This is a genomic window from Kocuria atrinae (assembly GCF_039531425.1).
GTDB classification, from domain to species: domain Bacteria; phylum Actinomycetota; class Actinomycetes; order Actinomycetales; family Micrococcaceae; genus Kocuria; species Kocuria atrinae.
In genome coordinates, this window is sequence record NZ_BAAAQA010000011.1 from 1 (window position 1) to 17,316 (window position 17,316).

General features: G+C 65.2%; 17 protein-coding genes. 14 read left to right on the plus strand and 3 right to left on the minus strand.

Annotated elements, in window-relative coordinates; genetic code table 11:
* Positions 1-230 precede the first annotated feature (230 nt).
* Positions 231-935, minus strand: coding sequence for an HAD family hydrolase (locus ABD283_RS05390; protein ID WP_344223972.1), 705 nt, complete (start codon positions 933-935; stop codon positions 231-233).
* 119 nt (positions 936-1,054) lie between these two features.
* Here ABD283_RS05390 and ABD283_RS05395 point away from each other — a divergent pair, with 119 nt between their 5' ends.
* From ABD283_RS05395 to ABD283_RS05455, 13 genes are all read left to right on the plus strand, one after another.
* The gene (locus ABD283_RS05395) at positions 1,055-2,038 is read left to right on the plus strand and encodes an LLM class flavin-dependent oxidoreductase (protein ID WP_344223974.1); all 984 of its coding nucleotides are present in this window, start codon (positions 1,055-1,057) and stop codon (positions 2,036-2,038) included.
* Between the two features lie 68 nt (positions 2,039-2,106).
* Positions 2,107-4,335 (plus strand): 4-alpha-glucanotransferase, encoded by a 2,229-nt coding sequence (malQ, locus tag ABD283_RS05400; RefSeq protein WP_344223975.1) that lies wholly within the window; start codon positions 2,107-2,109, stop codon positions 4,333-4,335.
* A gap of 264 nt (positions 4,336-4,599) precedes the next feature.
* Positions 4,600-4,728, plus strand: a complete 129-nt coding sequence (locus ABD283_RS05405; protein ID WP_016997589.1) for a hypothetical protein — start codon at positions 4,600-4,602, stop codon at positions 4,726-4,728.
* A gap of 100 nt (positions 4,729-4,828) precedes the next feature.
* Positions 4,829-5,065, plus strand: coding sequence for a 50S ribosomal protein L28 (gene rpmB / locus ABD283_RS05410; RefSeq protein WP_012397434.1), 237 nt, complete (start codon positions 4,829-4,831; stop codon positions 5,063-5,065).
* Between the two features lies 1 nt (position 5,066).
* Complete coding sequence (gene rpmG, locus ABD283_RS05415) at positions 5,067-5,234, plus strand: 50S ribosomal protein L33 (protein ID WP_016997591.1); 168 nt, start codon at positions 5,067-5,069, stop codon at positions 5,232-5,234.
* Positions 5,235-5,238: 4 nt separating this feature from the next.
* Positions 5,239-5,544, plus strand: a complete 306-nt coding sequence (rpsN, locus tag ABD283_RS05420; protein WP_016997592.1) for a 30S ribosomal protein S14 — start codon at positions 5,239-5,241, stop codon at positions 5,542-5,544.
* A gap of 78 nt (positions 5,545-5,622) precedes the next feature.
* Positions 5,623-5,907 carry an HU family DNA-binding protein gene (locus ABD283_RS05425; protein WP_095796356.1) on the plus strand — a complete coding sequence of 95 codons (285 nt, stop codon included), beginning with the start codon at positions 5,623-5,625 and terminating at the stop codon, positions 5,905-5,907.
* Between the two features lie 155 nt (positions 5,908-6,062).
* Complete coding sequence (locus ABD283_RS05430; RefSeq protein WP_344223977.1) at positions 6,063-6,680, plus strand: hypothetical protein; 618 nt, start codon at positions 6,063-6,065, stop codon at positions 6,678-6,680.
* A 120-nt stretch (positions 6,681-6,800) separates the two neighbouring features.
* Positions 6,801-7,466: a copper resistance CopC family protein gene (locus ABD283_RS05435; RefSeq protein WP_344223978.1), complete on the plus strand. Its 666-nt coding sequence runs from the start codon at positions 6,801-6,803 to the stop codon at positions 7,464-7,466.
* A gap of 112 nt (positions 7,467-7,578) precedes the next feature.
* Entirely contained in the window at positions 7,579-8,241 is a 663-nt protein-coding gene (locus tag ABD283_RS05440; RefSeq protein WP_344223979.1) for a copper chaperone PCu(A)C, read from the plus strand.
* A complete protein-coding gene (locus ABD283_RS05445) occupies positions 8,231-9,508 on the plus strand; it encodes a Dyp-type peroxidase (protein WP_344223980.1) in 1,278 nt (425 codons plus the stop codon). The genes ABD283_RS05440 and ABD283_RS05445 overlap by 11 nt, the downstream gene beginning before the upstream one ends.
* 81 nt (positions 9,509-9,589) lie before the next feature.
* Positions 9,590-11,734: a bifunctional copper resistance protein CopD/cytochrome c oxidase assembly protein gene (locus ABD283_RS05450; protein WP_344223981.1), complete on the plus strand. Its 2,145-nt coding sequence runs from the start codon at positions 9,590-9,592 to the stop codon at positions 11,732-11,734.
* 176 nt (positions 11,735-11,910) lie between these two features.
* A complete protein-coding gene (locus ABD283_RS05455) occupies positions 11,911-13,842 on the plus strand; it encodes an NHL domain-containing thioredoxin family protein (RefSeq protein ID WP_344223982.1) in 1,932 nt (643 codons plus the stop codon).
* Positions 13,843-13,974: 132 nt separating this feature from the next.
* On the opposite strand, the gene ABD283_RS05460 is transcribed toward ABD283_RS05455, so the two are convergent.
* A complete protein-coding gene (locus ABD283_RS05460) occupies positions 13,975-14,958 on the minus strand; it encodes a hypothetical protein (RefSeq protein ID WP_344223983.1) in 984 nt (327 codons plus the stop codon).
* Positions 14,959-15,097: 139 nt separating this feature from the next.
* Here ABD283_RS05460 and ABD283_RS05465 point away from each other — a divergent pair, with 139 nt between their 5' ends.
* Positions 15,098-15,751 (plus strand): hypothetical protein, encoded by a 654-nt coding sequence (locus ABD283_RS05465; RefSeq protein WP_344223984.1) that lies wholly within the window; start codon positions 15,098-15,100, stop codon positions 15,749-15,751.
* 84 nt (positions 15,752-15,835) lie between these two features.
* Here ABD283_RS05465 and ABD283_RS05470 read toward each other — a convergent pair whose 3' ends face one another.
* The gene (locus ABD283_RS05470) at positions 15,836-17,305 is read right to left on the minus strand and encodes an ABC transporter ATP-binding protein (RefSeq protein ID WP_425552801.1); all 1,470 of its coding nucleotides are present in this window, start codon (positions 17,303-17,305) and stop codon (positions 15,836-15,838) included.
* Positions 17,306-17,316: the final 11 nt, after the last annotated feature.

Here is a 17,316-nt window from a genome sequence, read left to right on the forward strand (position 1 = left end):
GAGGCCTGGACCCGCCACCGTTGGGACACTCGACCGGCCCGACGACCCTGACCTACCGGCGGAACCTCTAATACAGCCCTACGGTTTCTGGGACGGCTAGTCCTGTCCCGGTGCTTGTGTTGCCGAGCCGCTGGTTTCGAGAACGACGCCGCTGCGCCCCGTTTCCTGCCTCACGGCAGGTTGCGGGGCGCAGCGGCTTTGTCATGGGGCCTGGGCGTGTCGGTAACCGGTTAGACGCCCCAACCGGTCATGAGTTCTCGAACACGGGGGTCCGCCAGGGAATCGGCGATGAAGTGGCACTCGAGCGGTTCGTCGTGGCCGTTGGGAACACCCAGCACGTACAACCCCGCCGTGGAAGCGGCCGTGGTGCCGGCGGGGGAGTCCTCGATGGCCAGCGACTGCTTGGGATCCGTGCCCAGTCGGCGAACGGCCTCTTCGTAGATGTCGGGGGCGGGTTTGCCGCGGGGGACGTCGTCGGAACTGACCCACGTGGTGATGATGCTGTCCAGGCCCAGAGCGCGCACCTTGCGGTCCAGGACCTGGGCGGTGGAGTTGCTGGCCACCGCGACCGGCATGCGCTCGGCAAAGGCACGGAGGGTTTCCAAGGCCCCGGGGAGGGGTTCCAGCACGGATGAGACAACCTCCGACTCAACCTCGATCAGGTGATCGTAGACCTCGTTCAGGCTGGGTTCCTCACGGCCTTGTTTGCTCGCGGCCTCGCCGGCACGGTCCGTGATCCACCGGGCGACGTCCGCGGCGGACAGCCCCATGAGTTCCTTGAGCGCGGCCTGGTTGAAGTCCACCCCGTAGTCCGCTGCAACCCGTTCCTGGACCCCTGCCCACGCGGTTTCGGTGTCCATCAGAACGCCGTCGCAGTCGAACACCACGGCGGAGGGGCGCCAGTCGGCTGGCGGTGCGGGCAATGAAGGCTTCATAGGGCAATCCTCACATGACGGACGTGTTCGGGTGACACACGAGTAATAGCATCGACAGAGATGACCCAGTGGACGGCCGGTGAAAGGACCACATCGTGGTAGCAGCCCAGAATTCTCGCGTGAACCTGTCCGCCCTGGACCTGGTTCCCATTATCCAAGATCGACCGGTAGCTCAGTGCGTGCGGGACGCCACCACCTTGGCCCAGCGCCTCGAGACCGCCGGTTATCAGCGGGTCTGGTACGCGGAGCACCACAATTCGGAGTCCTTCGCATCATCGTCAACGGCCCTGCTCATGGGCCAGGCGCTCGCGGCTACCTCCAGCATCCGCGTGGGATCCGGAGGCATCATGCTGCCCAACCACGTGCCGCTCACCGTGGCCGAGAGCTTCGGAACTCTCGAGAACCTCTATCCGGGGAGGGTGGATCTCGGGCTCGGGCGGGCACCGGGGACCGACATGCGCACGGCATTGGCGCTGCGCCGGGGACAGGGCGGCCACGATACTTTCCGGCAGGACATCCATCAGCTCGAGCGGTACTTCCGTGGCCAGGAGGGAGAACCCATCCGTGCGGCGGTGGCGCGCAACACCCGTGTGCCGCTGTGGATCCTGGGGTCTTCCACGGACGGGGCCCTGGTGGCGGCGTCGCTGGGTCTGCCCTATGTCTTCGCTTCGCACTTCGCCCCGGCCATGATCATGGAAGCCATCCAGGTGTACCGGACGTCCTTCGATGCGTCCGCGCCCACGGCCACGCTCGAGGAGCCCTACGTGATGATCGCCGCCAATGTGGTGGCCGCCGAAACCGAGGCCGAAGCCCGGCGGCAGTTCACGACCCACCAGTTGCTGGTCCGCGGGATGGCCCGTAACAACAGGGGCCCCTTGCAGCCGCCGGTGGACCAGGTGGAGTTGTCACCGGCGGAAGCCGCCTTCGTGGAACAGCACTTGGCGGTTTCTGCCGTGGGAACCCCGCGCCAAGTGGCCGACCAGCTCGAACAGATCGTGGAGGCTACCCGCGCGGACGAGTTGATGCTCAACAGCTATGCCTTCGATCCGGAGGTGCGGGCGCGCAGCTTTGAACTCACCGCGCAGGCGTGGTCTCAGCCGTGACGCGCTGAGCTGCCGGCGGGGAGGTCATGTGCACGGGGAACCATCACCCGGTTGATTAGAGTGGAACCATGGCGGACAGCGGATCACAATCAGGCGAAACCTCACTGCAATCATTGGCTTCCCGCTACGGGGTGGCCACCGAATATCAAGGTTTTGACGGTCAACCCAAGACCGTCCCGGAAGACACCCTGGGTAAGGTGCTCACCGCGCTGGGCGCGGATGTCTCGTCCGAAGCCGCGGTCCAGGAATCCCTTCGGGCTCGTGACGAGGCCCCCTGGCGGCGCATGCTACCCCCGGTTGTCGTGACCGAGGCCGGCACCTATGCCACCGTGGACGTCACCGTCCCCTCGGGTGCCGAGGTGCGCGTCCGATGGTGGCCCGAAGATCGACCGGAGGCCGCGCAGGAACTGGCCGCGGCGGCGTCGTCGGACACTCGCACGGTGGACGGGACGGAACTGGAGCGGCGTCGCTACGAGCTCCCCGGAGACCTGGGACTGGGCTGGTACCGCCTGGAGGCCGAGTGCTCGGCGGTCAACGGTGGGCAGCCCGATTCGATCTACCTGGCCGTGACCCCGCAGCGATTGAACACGACCGACAAGCTGCGCGGGCAGCGCCGCTGGGGTTACATGGCACAGCTGTACTCGGTGATGTCCTCACGTTCGTGGGGTGTGGGGGATCTGTCCGATCTGGCGTCCCTGGCCGCCATCAGCGGCACCCAGGGCGCGGACTACGTGCTGATCAACCCGCTGCACGCCGCGGAGCCGACGCCGCCCATCGAACCCTCGCCATACCTGCCGTCGAGCAGGCGTTTCTTCAATCCGCTGTACCTGCGCATCACGGACGTGGCCGAGTTCGCGTACCTGCGCCCCAACGACCGCGAGGTGGTCGAGCACCTCGCAGCGGTGCAGCGCAAGACCGTGCTGGATCCGAGCAGCATCGAGCGCGACCCCGCTTACGAAGCGAAACTCAAGAGCCTCGACCTGCTCTTCACCGTGCGGCGCTCACCGTACCGGCAGCAGCAGTTCGCGGCCTTCGTGGCTCGAGGGGGCCAAGCTCTACAGGACTTCGGTCTGTGGTGCGCCCTGCGCGAGGAACTCGGCGAGGACTCTCCGGAATGGGAGCACGGCGCCGCGTCACCGGAGGCGCCCTACGCGCGGGAGGCCCGCACGCGCCTCGAGAAGCGCATCAACTTCTACGTGTGGCTGCAGTGGCTGCTGGACGAGCAGCTCGAGGCGGCCCAGCGGGCGGCCCACCGGGCGGGCATGGACATCGGTGTGGTGCACGATCTGGCCGTGGGTGTGAGCAAGAACGGCGCGGACGCGTGGACCCTGCAGGACACCATGGCCAGTCGTGTGAGCGTGGGTGCTCCCGCGGACATGTACAACCAGCTTGGTCAGAACTGGAGCCAGCCCCCGTGGCACCCGCAGCGACTCGCCGAGGCCGGCTACCAGCCGTGGCGGGACATGTTGCGCAACATCTTCCGTCACGCCGGAGGTATCCGCATCGACCACGTGATCGGTCTGTTCCGGCTGTGGTGGATCCCTGACGGCAACCAGGCATCCGAGGGCGCATACGTGTACTACGACCACGAGGCGATGCTGGGTGTGTTGGCACTCGAGGCAGAACTGGCGGACGTGGTGGTGGTCGGCGAGGACCTGGGCACCGTGGAACCCAGCGCGCGGCAGTACCTCGAGCAGAAGGGTGTGTTGGGAACCTCCATCCTGTGGTTCGAAATGGACGGGGACGAGCCGCTGGATCCGTCCAAGTACCGCGAACTGTGCATGGCGTCGGTCAATACGCACGACCTGCCGCCCACCGCCGGTTATCTGGGGGGTGTGCAGCTCAAGCTGCGCGAGGACCTGGGCTTGCTCGCCCGTTCCCCCGAGGAGGAACGCAAAGAGGCCCAACAGCAACTCGACACTTTCTTCACCGCGGTGAAGGCCGCCGGCCTGCTCCCGGACGGCGCTGACAGCAGCGAAGAAGCCAAGATCGAGGCGCTGTACCGCTACCTGGGTCGCGCGCCTTCCATGCTGTTCAACGTGTCCCTGGTGGACGCGGTGGGGGAGCGACGGATTCAGAACCAGCCGGGCACGAGTGACGAATATCCCAACTGGCGGGTTCCGTTGGCGGACGGGCAAGGAATGTACGTCCTGCTCGAGGAGTTGAACCGCATGGATCGAGTTCGGGCGCTCGTGAAAGCCGTCAACGAGACTCTGGGGACGCGTTCCCGCGAACCCGGAGTGATCGTTCCCGAGCCGCTGGAACACCGGGATATCGCGGAACCGCGCGGAAAATAACAACCGAAAATCAGGGGTTCCCCCGTTGGAAAAATTAGGTTAGATTAGTCTTACCTAATCTCCTGGGTGAGGAGCTGGGAACCGCACAACGTGTTCTGGGGTGTGCGCCGGGTCATGGACGGCGCGCACCCCGAACTCGTGTTAAAAGCGCTCGAGTTTGCCCCTTGGGCGCCTACCGCTAAGATAGTCCTGCGCTCAATCGCACCGTTTTTAACGTTGAGTTTGCGAGAGAGATCGTAGAAGCCTAGAATTTAAGGTTGTCGTGTGGTGGAGTCCATCTACCGGCGCCTGATCTTCACCGTCTTCGTCGTGGCGAGTGCCCTGACCGGTACTGACGCGGGGCAATTGAGCACCACCGCCCAGCGCACGAACGGTGGCATTTTCTTGAGGTGACGGATCACTCTTGGCCGCAGCTGTCAGCGTGAACACAAAACATTGACAGCGACCATGCGTGCCGTCATTTCGTCGACATTGGACATTGGAGGAGAACACTATGGCAGCGCACTGCCAGGTGACCGGAGCTCAGCCGGGCTTTGGACACAGCATCTCGCACTCGCACCGCCGCACCAAGCGCCGGTGGAACCCGAACATCCAGAAGAAGCGTTACTGGGTGCCCTCGTTGCGTCGCAACGTTACGCTCAACCTGAGCGCCAAGGGCATCAAGGTCATCGATGCGCGCGGCATCGACGCCGTGGTCAACGAGCTCATTGCACGTGGGGAGAAGATCTGAGATGGCTAAGGATAAGGACGTACGTCCCATCATCAAGCTGAAGTCCACCGCAGGTACCGGCTTCACCTACGTAACCCGTAAGAACCGCCGTAACAATCCTGACCGCATGGTCATGAAGAAGTACGACCCGGTGGTTCGTAAGCACGTCGATTTCCGCGAGGAGCGCTAAATCCATGGCAAAGAAGTCCAAGATCGCCAAGAACGAGCAGCGCAAGGTCATCGTCGAGCGCTACGCCGCCAAGCGCGCAGAGCTGAAGAAGACTCTCGTGGATGAGAATGCAACCCCGGAGGCTCGCGAAGAGGCTCGCCTGGGTCTGCAGAAGCTCCCCCGTGACGCTTCTCCCATCCGCGTTCGTAACCGTGACCAGATCGACGGTCGTCCCCGTGGTACTTTCCAGCGATTCGGAATCTCCCGTGTTCGCTTCCGCGAAATGGCCCACCGCGGCGAATTGCCGGGTATCTCCAAGTCGAGCTGGTAATTTCTCACTCGGAAGCACTGGGCGCGTGTGCTCCCTATTTCCATAGAGAACGCCAATTAAGTCCAGGAGGACAAGCACATGGCTAAGAACCGCAGCGAACTCGTTGCCGAGGTTGCCGAGAAAGCCGGCACCACTCAGGCCGCCGTTAATGGCGTCCTGGATGCAATGTTCCAGGTCTTCGAGAGCTCCGTTTCCAACGGCGAGAAGATCACCATCCCGGGTTGGATGTCCGTCGAGCGCACCGACCGTGCCGCTCGCCAGGGTCGCAACCCGCAGACCGGTGAGACCATTCAGATTCCGGCCGGCCACGGCGTCAAGCTGACCGCCGGCTCCAAGCTGAAGGCTGCTGTTTCCTCCAAGTGAGGTAAGCCTGCGCGGGCGTCACGCTCGTGTTAGTTCAAGGGACCGTCCACGTTTTCGTGGGCGGTCCCTTGCTTGTCTCCGAGTTCGTGGATTCTCCGGTTCACGCGCATAATGGAGGGGAAATAATTGGCTGACCAGATCCCCGGAGGTGTGCGGTGGCTTCGCGTGCGCGCCGTCTTGCCCGGGGTTGGGCTGCGTCCCTGATCGCCACGGGCCTGGGTGCCGCCTCGCACGCCGCGGTTGACGGCACGTGGCCTCCGGTCATTCTGATCCTTCTGTCCGCGGCACTTGCGGCTCCCGTGTGCATGCTGCTTGCGGGCAGGCTACTGTCCCGCATGAGTGTTGCTGCCGCGGTCTTGGCCAGCCAGGGGCTCTTCCACGGGCTGTTCGCCCAATCCGGTCACGGGGTCACCGCCGTTGACCACACCCACCACGTCACGGGCGCGGGCGTCGAAGGGACTCCGCAGCTCGTGGTGAGCGTGGCTCCCGGTCTGGCTCACCACGCTGCGGGCATGCTGGCCGCCCACGTGATTGCCGCGGTCGCCACGTACGCCCTGCTGCGACATGGCGAGGTAGCCGCGGTGCGACTGCTCGAGGTCCTGTCGTTGCGTGTGCTCGCATGGGTGCGTGTTCCCGTTCTGCCCGTAATTCGTACGGTGCCGCGCCGGATCGCATGGACTTCTCCCCGCGCTCTCACCGACCAATTGTTGCTACCCGTGGTGCAAAGTTTCAGGGGCCCGCCCGCGCGGGGGACGGCCCCGGCCTTCGCATAATTCTTCAGCGCCAAGATTCGGTGTTGTAGCGGAGCCGGGAGTGCCGCCATTGTCACTCTTCACTTTCCGCTTCATGCCGCTTTCCGCGGCAGCAATGCGTCCGAGACGCAGGAGAATTCCATGCACATTTTTGATGCCACAGCCCCCGCACCGTCCGCACGGACGACGCCGCCCACAGCGGTAGCGCGCGCCGCAACCGATCGACGCCCGCTCGCCGCAGTACTGCTCGCGTTGCTCACGGCTCTGTTCATGTTCGTGAGTACGGCACAGCCCGCAGCCGCGCACGACGAGCTGATCAGTACCGACCCCGAGCCCGGGGCTTCCCTGGATGCTTCCCCCGAATCCCTGACCTTGACTTTCTCCGGAAACGTCATGGAGATCGGGCGAGAGATCCGGGTGACCGACTCCAACGGTGAATCCTTGATCGAGCGGGAATCCACCGTGGAGCGCCAGCGCGTGATTCAGCCCCTGAGCAACCCCGGTTCCACCGAGGACGAGACCTACACCGTCGTGTGGCGCGTGGTTTCCGAGGACGGCCACCCCATCGAGGGGACCTACGAATACACCGTGGGTGCGGGTGCTGGTGACCAGGCTGGTCAGAGCCCCACACCCGAGGAATCCGCGGCCTCCACGGGGGAACAGCGCGATGACACCGCGTCCGAAGAAGCCGAGCCCGCCGGTGAATCCGGCACCCCCGGTTGGCTGATCCCCGTGGTCGGTGGCGTGGGTGCGCTCGCACTGCTCATCGTGGTGCTCGTTCTGGCTACCCGCAACAAACGGCACTGATCAGCCCCGTATCCCGTAGGTTTCTGGGTTCCGCCCCGCATTCCCCTCGAGGCATGGTCGGCATGCACGTGGGCATCTCGCGACGGTACCCGGGTTCGAGAAAGACAACACCATGAACATGTCCATTGAAACCCCTGCACGTTCCCTGCCCCGACCGCTGCGTCGTGGCATCACCACTCTGCTGGCGGTGGGATTCGCTGCCACAGCACTCACCGGCTGCGCCGCAGACGGCAACCAGGCGAGCGGTGAATCGCAAGCCCCGGCGGCGTCGTCGGCGGAAGGAAATGCCGCGACCGAACAGGTCGTGGAGCTGAGCGACGGCTGGGCCAAGGCCGCCGACTCCAACATGACGTCCGTGTTCGGATCGCTCAAAAACACCGGAGACCAGCCCGTGACACTCGAGGCGATTGACGCAACCGATGTCGCGGGGGTGGCCGAGCTGCACGAAACCGTGATGAACGACCAGACCGGTGCCACCGAAATGAAGCGGGTCGAGGGCGGCTTCGAGATTGCGCCCGGTGAAACCAAGACGCTTGAACCCGGTGGCGATCACATGATGCTCATGGAGCTGCAATGCGCGGTGAAGTCAGGGACGGATCTCACGGTTGAGCTCGAGTTCAACGACGACCGTACTCAGCAGATCACGGTGCCGGTGCGCGACTACGCGGGAGCGCAGGAGCACTACGCACCGGGCGAGGAACACAGCGGGCACGGTGAGCATTCGGAGATGCCCGCCCCGGAAACTTCGGCGCTTCCGGAATGTCATGAGCACTGACGAGACACCTCGCCGTGAGGGCCTGCAGCGGCGATCGCTCCTGATCGGAGCGGTCGCCGGTGCCGGCGTCACCGGTATCGGAGCGGCCTCCGCGGTGGGTCTGAACGAGGCGCTCGGGGTCACGGAGGATCCCACCGCGGATCATTCGGACGCCGCGCGCCACGGATTGCAGGTCGAGCCGTTCCACGGTGCGCGCCAGGCCGGTGTGGCCACACTGCCGCAGGCCTTCTGCGCATTCATCGCCCTGGACCTCAATAAGGGTGCGAGCAAAGATTCCCTGCGCCGCATGCTTCGTGTGCTCAGCGACGACGCCGCTGCGCTCACCCAGGGTCGCGCCCCGTTGTGGGATCAGGAACCGTGGCTTGCGGAGAACCCGTCGCGACTCACGGTCACGTTCGGTTTTGGGCCGAAGGCCATGTCGCTCATCGACTCGAACCGTGCACCCGAGTGGCTCAAACCCCTCCCGGCCTTCGAGATCGACCAGCTGCAGGACCGATGGAACCAGGGTGATCTGTTGTTACAGCTGTGCTGCGACGACAAGCTGACCCTGGCACACGCCCAACGTGTGCTGCTCAAGGATTCGCGTTCCTTCGCGAGTGTGCGGTGGGTGCAGGACGGTTTCCGTAACACGGTGGGGGCCACTGTCCCGGGCCAGACCATGCGCAATTTGTTCGGCCAGGTGGACGGCACTGTGAACCCTTATCCGGGAGAGACCGACCACGAGAAGGTGGTCTATGGGCGGGACGGTTTCGAGCCGTGGATCGAGAACGGCACCTCGCTGGTGCTGCGCCGCATCCATATGAATCTGGACACCTGGGACGAGGCCGATACGCCCGCCCGTGAGGACTCAGTGGGTCGCAAACTGGCCAACGGAGCACCTTTGACCGGCGGCGAGGAACATGACGAGCCGGACTTCGGGGCCAAGGGACCGCTCGGGTTCCCCGTGATCGCCTCGTACAGTCACATCCGCCGCTCGCGCACCGACAACCCGGACGAAAAGATCTTCCGCCGGGTGTACAACTACGACCTACCGGTGACGGATGCCTCCGGTATGAGTCGCTCGGGAGATATCAGCGGGGGAGTGTCCAACACGGGATTGCTGTTTGCGTCCTACCAATCGGATCCGACCAAACAGTTCGTTCCCATCCAGAAGAAACTGGACGAGATGGACATGCTCAACACGTGGACGGTTCCCATCGGTTCGGCGGTGTTTGCGATTCCGCCCGGGTGCGAGGAAGGTGGATTCGTGGGAGACGGGCTCTTCTGAACGGATGAACGTCAACGACACAGGGTCTGCGGGTAACAACACGGGAATGGCCGCCGTACGCGGGGCCGGAGGAGCACACGAATGAGCACTGCCACTGGGGCGAAAACCCCGGGACGCGCCAAGCCCCAGCGGTCCGAGATCGCGGGGGTTGGTCTCAACCCCTGGATCATTGCGGTGGTGATCGTGGCCGCCATGATCGGCATGACAGCGGCACTGCTGTACGGGGGCGCATCGGACCCGCGGCAGGTCGCGGACCCGGGTGCCCTGGTCCGGTGGGGGCTGCCGGTGCTGGAGACCGTGCACAACATTGCCATGGCCGTGGTCATGGGAGCCCTGCTGCTGGCGATCGGCGTGGTCCCGCGGTTCGCGGATCTCACGCGCAAACGACCGCCGCGCAACAGCCGCGAGCAGTCGGTCGAACCGGATCACCCGCTGTATTCCTCGGTACTCCGGTTGGCCCAGGCCGCAGCGGTCGTGTGGACGGTTTCCGCGATTGCGGTGTTGATCTTCACGTACTCGGACGTCTCGGGGACGGGATTGGGCGCGGGGGAGAACTACACCCAGCAGCTGACCCACTACATCACCGAAATCGCCACGGGCCAGGCGCAGGCAACTGTGGTGATCGTGGCCGCGGTGGTCACCACCCTGATCTTCGGTGTGCGCGCGTTGCTCGGACTCTTCTGCACCCTGGCGCTGAGCATGATTGCGCTAGTTGCCCTCGCCCTGAACGGTCACTCCTCGGGCGGTGCCGACCACATGGGCGCCGTGAACTCGCTGGGCCTGCACCTCATGGGTGTGTGCTTGTGGGTGGGCGGTCTGGTCGTGCTGGCGTGGGCCAGTCCGCTGCTCTCCAAAGAATCCACGATGATCGCTCACCGCGGTGAGGCGAAGCACCGCGTACCGCTGTTGGCGGTGGTGCTGCGGCGTTACTCCCTGGTGGCTCTGGGGTGCTATGTCCTGGTGCTGCTGTCCGGCATCATCAACGCCCAGGTGCGCATCGGCACGTGGGAACAGTTGAACTCCGGATACGGCCACATTGTGCTGGCCAAGCTCGTGCTCACCCTGTTGCTCGCGCTGGCCGGTTTCGCCCACCGCCAGTGGCTGATTCCGGGTGTTGAGGACGGCTCCCGCTCCCGTGCGGCCACCCTGTGGCGCGTGATCGTGGTGGAGCTCGTGCTCATGGGATTGCTCATGGGTATTGCCTCGGCCCTGAGCCGAACAGCCCCGCCCGTGCCCGAGGAGATGCCCACGGACGCTTCTCCCGCGCGATTGCTCACCTGGTACGAGCTGCCGCCCGAACCGACTTTCAGCTCTTGGTTCGCCACGTGGCGCATCGACTGGTTCTGGGCCGCGGTGGTCGCCTTCTTCGCCATTGTCTACCTCTGGGCCGCAATCAAGGTGTGGCGCCGCGGGGATCAGTGGTCGGTGCTGCGGACCGCATCCTGGCTCATCGGTCTGCTGCTGCTCATGTACGCAACCTCCGGTGGCGTGGCGGTGTACGCCCGCGTGTTGTTCTCCGCGCACATGGTCGAACACATGAGCCTGACCATGATCGTGCCGTTGTTCCTGGTCTCCGGTGCCCCCGTCACCCTTGTCCTCAAGGCGTTGGAGCCCCGCCGGGACGGCACCCGTGGGCCCCGTGAATGGATCCTGCGCCTGGTGCACTCCACGTGGGGCAAGATCGTGACCCACCCGATCTTCGCCGCGGCCAACTTCGCGTTCTCGATCGTGCTGTTCTACTTCACCGACCTGTTCCGCGTGACGCTGCGCTATCACGTGGGCCACGAGTTCATGATGATCCACTTCTTGTTCACCGGGTACATGTTCGCCCTGGTGCTCATCGGAATCGACCCGATCCCCAAGCGGCCCACCTACCCCATGCGCTTGGTGTTGCTGCTGGCCACCATGGCCGCGCACGCGTTCATCGGCATCTCCATCATGAGTATGACCGCGGTCTTACAGGCCGATTGGTTCGGCAACATGGGTCGCCCGTGGGGCCCCAGTGCGCTGGAGGATCAGGAGCTCGGCGGCATGCTCATGTGGGGCATCGGCGAATTCCCCACGTTCTTGCTCGCCGTGATCGTAGCCATCATGTGGGCGCTGGACGGCACCAAGGAGAACCGCCGGGTGGACCGTCAAGCGGACCGCACCGATGACGCGGAGCTCAAGGCCTACAACGAAATGATGGCCAACCTCGCCGAACAGGACGAACGACGCCGCCGCTGACCTACCAGCGCCCGTCTCGGACCGGGCCCGTCGCGAGGCCGGCCGGCCCCCGGGGGCGCGCACGAGCGGCGTCGTCGTCCGTGGCGCGGGTGCCGGACGCGCGTCACAGACCGCAACGCGCGTACCCGGGAAGATGCGCGTGGCGGCTAACGTTGACCTGAAAGACCCGATGTTGCATGCCTGGAAGGACTCATCACACTGTGAAGACACAGCGGAGCACTACCCCCGTACGAGCTTCCGAGCTCACCGGCCGCGCCTGGCTCAACACCGGCGACCGGCAGCTGGATCTGGAGGCCCTGCGCGGCAAGATCGTGGTGTTGGACTTCTGGTCCTTCTGCTGCATCAATTGCCTGCACGTGCTGGACGAGCTGCGCCCGCTCGAGGAGAAGCACTCGGACGTGCTCGTGACCGTGGGCGTGCACTCGCCCAAGTTCGAGCACGAGGCCGATCCGCAGGCGCTGGCCGCCGCAGTGGATCGCTACGAGATCACCCACCCGGTGCTCGACGATCCCGAGCTCAAGACCTGGGACGCCTACACCGCGCGCGCCTGGCCCACCCTGGTGGTGCTGGACCCCGAGGGTTATATCGTGGCGCACCTGTCCGGTGAGGGCCATGTCCAGGGCCTGGAATCGTTGGTTGAAGAGCTCGTGGCCGAACACGACGCCAAGGGCACCCTGCACCGCGGCGACGGGCCCTACGTACCGCGCCCGCGTCCCGAGGGAGACCTGCGCTTCCCGGGCAAATCTGTGCGGCTGCCGGACGGATCCTTCCTGGTCACCGACACCGGCCACCACCGCCTGGTGCAGCTCGAGGACGACCTCACCACGGTGCGCCGCGCCATCGGCTTCGGAACCAAGGGCTGGGCGGACGGTCCCGCGGATGTCGCCCGGTTCAACGAGCCCCAGGGCGTTGCGCTGCTGCCCGAATCCGTGCGTGCGGACCTGGGGTACGACCTGATCGTCGCGGACACCGTGAACCACCGCCTGCGCGGCGTTGAACTGTCCACGGGCAAGGTGCGCACCCTGGCCGGTAACGGCGTGCAGCGCCTCCTGGACGATGCCCGCGCTCGCGGCGTGGACCCCAACGAGATCCCCGCCGACGCCGTTCCCACGGACGTGGCGCTGTCCTCACCGTGGGACGTGCTGTGGTCCACCGCCGCGGACACCCTGGTGATCGCTATGGCCGGCACCCACCAGTTGTTCTCCTTCGACCCGCGCACCGGCCAGGTGGCCGTGCTCGCCGGCACCGGTGATGAGGGCCTGCGCGACGGCGCTGCGACCGAATCCTGGTTCGCCCAGCCCTCGGGTCTGGCCGAGGATTCCGCCGGAACGGTGTGGGTCGCGGACTCCGAGTCCTCGGCGTTGCGTCGCGTGCGCTTCGACGAGTCCGGTGCGGTGACGTCCGTGGACAGCCCGATCGGTGAGGGTCTGTTCGACTTCGGCTTCCGTGACGGCGCCGCGGACCAGGCCCGCCTGCAGCACTGCCTGGGCGTGGCCGTGCTGCCCGACAACTCGGTGGCGATTGCGGACACCTACAACGGTGCGATCCGCCGCTACGACCCCTCGACCCATAAGGTCTCCACGCTGACCCGCGGGCTGGCCGAGCCCTCCGGCGTGATCCTCGATTCCTCGGACGAGCAGCCCGTCATGGTGGTCGTGGAGGCCAACTCCCACCGCTTGGTGCGCGTTCCGGTCCCCAAGGACGCCCAGACCGTGGACGAGGGCGCGGCTCAGATGCAGCGTAAGCGCAGTCCGATCGCCCCCGGAGACTTGGACCTGGTGGTCCGGTTCTCCGCTCCCGCCGGCCAGAAATTGGACACCCGTTGGGGCGATCCCACGCAGTTGAAGGTCTCGTCCTCCCCGGCCGAAGCGCTCGTTGACGGCGATGGCACCGCACAGGGCCTGACCCGCACGCTGCGCCTGGCCGACGGCGTGACCGAGGGCGTTCTGCACATCACCGCCCGTGCGGCCGCGTGTGACGGTTCCCCGGACGGAGAGATCCCCGAGCACGCAGCGTGCCACCTGTACCAGCAGGACTGGGGCATCCCGTTCACGGTTTCCGCTGATGCCGAGTCCGAGTTGACCCTGGAGCTGCGCGGTCTCGACTGAGCCGCTGCTGATCGGTGAGCTGGGGAGGGCCGCTATCGTCCGTGAGACGGTAGCGGCCCTCCCTCGTGTCAGTCGTGCCTCTTGGGGCCGTGCTCCGAGCCGGGGTGGCCCACACGTTTCAGCGGTGGCGAGTCAGTGCTTGGAGGTGACCGTGGCCTCGTCCTCGGTCACGTCCAGGTGTGCCTTGAACGTGAACGGTACTTCTTCGGAGACCTTGCTGGTCTTTCCATCGAACAGGTCGACCGAGGTGAACTCGATCTTGGCCTTGCCCGGGCTGTCCATGAGGGCCCACCGATCCGCGTTGGGCCCGCCCAATCGCACCTCGGGCTTGGGATACTCGGTGATGGTCCACTTCACGTTGTCCTGGACACGCCCCGAGAACTCGTAATAGAACGGGCAGCCCGCCGGGTACAGGGAGTCCTGCTCGGCGCATTCGTCCAGGTAGCTCTTGGTCTGCTCCCTGACCTGGGTTTTCAGTTCGTCCGAAGGAGTTGCCTCGAGCTGGAGCGTGGTCTCGTCGGCAGGGTCGGTCACCAAGGTCTGCTCGGGTTCAGCGGCCACCATGGGGGAGGAGTAGGAGCCGGTGTAGATCCCGGGGTAGAAGACCGCAAAGTCACGCGCGGAATCGGTCAGCGCCACGGATTCACCGTTGATGTCCACCGCGGTGGAGCCGGGCATGGTCACGTGCATCGTGGGCAAGGTGGAGCGGTCGAAATCCCAGACCGTGAAGAAACCCCACTGGGTGTCCGCGGGATGCAGGGTGAACTCGGAACTGTGCTCCTGACCGTCCAGCGTGTAGTCGGCGCGCACCACGGCTTGGTCGCTGGAGGAGGACACGGTCGAGATCGCCACGTCGTCCAATTTCTCCGCGGCCGCCTCCAACGGGTCACCGTCCAGCAGGGCCGCGTTGGAATCGGGGACCTCCGCGTTGAGCGCGCCGAGCGCTGCAGCGCCGTCGCCGGCCTGGAGTGCGTCGAAATAGGCCTTGACATCGGTTTCCGGGCCGTACTGGTACTTGTTGACCAGGGCGATCGTGACCGCCGCGGCAGCGACCGAGAGCACGATGAGAAACAGCCACGCCCCTACGGCCTTCAATACGCGGTCGGTTGATTCCATGAATCATCACGTTAGCCCATTGGATCGGATGAGACCCAAGTCGGTGTAATACGACATTTTGCCCGTCAAGGTCCGCGACGCCGGCCGGTTAAGCTGGTGCGGGTCCACACCGACGTTCGCGGGAGAATCTCAGCACACCATGGCAGAAACAGTCCGACAGGTACCGGAGAAGTATTCGGCTCCGCAGCACGTCTTCCACCCGCGCATCACCTCGTACGGCCGCAGGATCTGGGCCGCAGTTCCGCCGCTGATGCTGGTGGCCGTGGCCCTGCTCGCGCTCTACTACCGACGCCCGCGGGGACCCGTCATTGCGGTGCTCATCGTCTTGGCACTGGTGGGCGGGGTTATCGCCTACGGATACTTGCGCCCCGCGCTGACCGTGATCACACAGACCCACTTCTTGAAGTCGCGCTGGATCGGTTTCCATGCGGTACCCCGCGACCGAGTGCACCAGGTGGTGACGGTGGACCAGCTCCTCCCACCGCGACCCAAGCCCGGTAAACCACGAGGTCGGCCCTATTTGTGGCTCGTCACCGAGACCGGTAAACGGGCCATGGCCCTGGACGGCATTGTGTGGGACACAGCTTCTCTCAAGAGTTTCGCCGATCTGTCCGGCGCGCAGCACGTGAACTTCAAACAGGCCACGCCCGAGCAGGTCAGCAAGCACTGGCCCAAGCTGGTCGCCTGGCACGTGCGCTATCCGCGCTTGCGGTACGCGGCCTCATCGCTGGCCCTCGTGCTCGTGATCGTGCTGGTGGTGTGGTTGACCTTCGTCCAGACCACGTTCCAGTAGCCACTGCACAAACGCCGACGCCGCGGTGAGAGTCCCTGGGGAGTCTCACCGCGGCGTCGGCGGTTCTATTGCGTTCGGTGCGTGTCAGGCGGGGGTGCTGCCGCCCTGGCCCTGCCCTTGCCACGGGGCGTCGCCGGCGCGGTGGCGGCCACCGGCCTCCGAACCGTCACCGGTCACGTCACGATCACCGGTGACGTTGCGATCGTCGGCGGGGCCGCGATCACCGGTGTTCGCGCGACGGGTATCGGCCTGGCGGTCGCCCTTGGGAGCCGCACCGTTGTTGCGATCGGTGGTGTTCCCATCGCGGTCGGCCTTCTGACGCGCGCGCTCGATCTCGGCCTCGCGCTCCTCGGTGGCTTCGCGGGTCAGTTCCGCACCGGCCTGCTCGTCACGGGTGAGGTTTTCACCGGTCTCGGGGTCGAACACGTGCATGCGGCGGGCATCCAGCCAAATGTTGGCCGCCGTGCCACCACGGATGCGGGAGGAAGCGTCCAGGGACACGACCACCTGCGAGGGCATCTCGTCCGCGTCCAGGTCCTTGGCCAGCTCATCCAGCTTGTGCTTGACGGCCTGATCCTGCTCGAACTGGATGTAGCCGTACTGCTGGTTACCCAGCCACTCGGTGTGGGTGAACTCGGCCTCGAACGTGGTGCCGTGGGGCACCTTGGCCTCGTCCACGAACTTGGAGTCCTCGAAGTGCTCGGGGCGCAGACCCAACAGCACAATGTCGTTCTTGCCCGACAACTTCTGCTGCACTCGCTCCGGAACGTCGATGTCACCAATGGGCGTCTTGAACACGTTGCCCTCGATGCGCGCCGGCAGGAAGTTCATGGACGGCGCTCCGATGAAGCCCGCCACGAACAGGTTGACCGGCTGTTCGTACAGCTCACGCGGTGATGCGATCTGCTGCAGCACGCCCTTCTTCAGCACGGCCACGCGGTCGCCCAGGGTCATTGCCTCGGTCTGGTCGTGGGTCACGTAGATGGACGTGATGCCCATCCGGCGCTGCAACTGGGCGATCTCGGTGCGCATCTGGCCACGGAGCTTGGCGTCCAGGTTGGACAGCGGCTCGTCGAACAGGAACGCATCTGCGTCACGCACGATGGCGCGGCCCATGGCCACACGCTGACGCTGACCACCGGACAGGTTGGCCGGCTTGCGCTCCAGGTGCTCGTCCAGATCCAGAGTCTCCGAGGCCGCGCGGACCTTACGGTCGATCTCGTCGTTGGAGAATTGGCCCTTGGACAGCCGCAGCGGGAACGCGATGTTCTCGTAAACCGTCAGGTGCGGGTACAGGGCGTAGTTCTGGAACACCATGGACAGGTTGCGGTCACGCGGCGCCTTGTCATTGACGCGCTCGCCGTCGATGAGCAACTCACCGCTGGTGATGTCCTCGAGACCCACGATCATGCGCAGGAGCGTGGACTTACCGCAGCCCGAGGGGCCCACGAGGATCAGGAATTCACCGTCGGCAATGTCGATCGAGACGTCATTGACCGCCGGAAAACCGTCGTCGTACTTCTTGACGAGGTTCTGCATGGTAATTGCTGCCATGTCTACTCAGT